This is a genomic window from Hyalangium minutum, assembly GCF_000737315.1.
In the GTDB taxonomy this organism is placed as follows: domain Bacteria; phylum Myxococcota; class Myxococcia; order Myxococcales; family Myxococcaceae; genus Hyalangium; species Hyalangium minutum.
In genome coordinates this window covers 1-765 of sequence record NZ_JMCB01000044.1, presented here as the reverse complement: position 1 = coordinate 765, position 765 = coordinate 1, and the positions used below count along the sequence as shown (strand labels likewise).

Sequence of the window (765 nt, the reverse complement as noted above, 5' to 3'; positions counted from 1 at the left end):
GAGGGTGCTTACTACTTGGGTGCGTACGTGGATCCGCCCAACGGCACGGCCGAGCTGCTCGAGAACAACAACGCCAAGACGGGCGCGCGCATCGGCATCGGCTACAAGCCGGACTTCGTCGTGTCGTCGGTGACGGGGCCTGTGAGCGCCACTCCTGGTCAGCAGCTCACGGCGACGGTGGTGGTATGCAACCAAGGCACGCAGGCAGGCGGCGCGCCTGTCGAGGTGTACCTGTCGGCGGACACCACCATCACGCCGAATGGTCCCACAGGGCCTTCGCCGGACTTCTTCGTGGGCTACGCCGGCACGCAGTATCTGAGCCCGGGGCAGTGCCAGACGCTGACGGTGCAGGGCCCGGCCTCGGTGCCTTCAGAGGGTACCTACTACCTGGGCGCCTATGTGGATCCGCCCAACGGCACGGTCGAGCTGCTCGAGGACAACAACGCCAAGACGAGCGCGCAGCTGGGTATCGGCTACAAGCCGGACTTCGTGGTGTCGTCGGTGACGGGGCCGGTGAGCGCCACGCTTGGGCAGCAGCTCACGGCGACGGTGGTGGTATGCAACCAGGGCACGCGGGCAGGCGGCGCGCCCGTCGAGGTGTACCTGTCGACGGACACCACCATCACGCCGAATGGTCCCACAGGGCCTTCGCCGGACTCCTTTGTGGGCTACGCCGGCACGCCGTATTTGAACCCGGGGCAGTGCCAGACGCTGACGGTGCAGGGCCCGGCCTCGGTGCCCTCCGAGGGTGCTTACTACTTGGGT

1 protein-coding gene is annotated in these 765 nt (G+C 67.3%); it reads left to right on the top strand.

Annotated features, from left to right (window positions below; all coding sequences use genetic code 11):
• The coding region (locus DB31_RS49510; protein WP_276203696.1) for a CARDB domain-containing protein at positions 1–765 on the top strand (765 nt) is incomplete at both ends.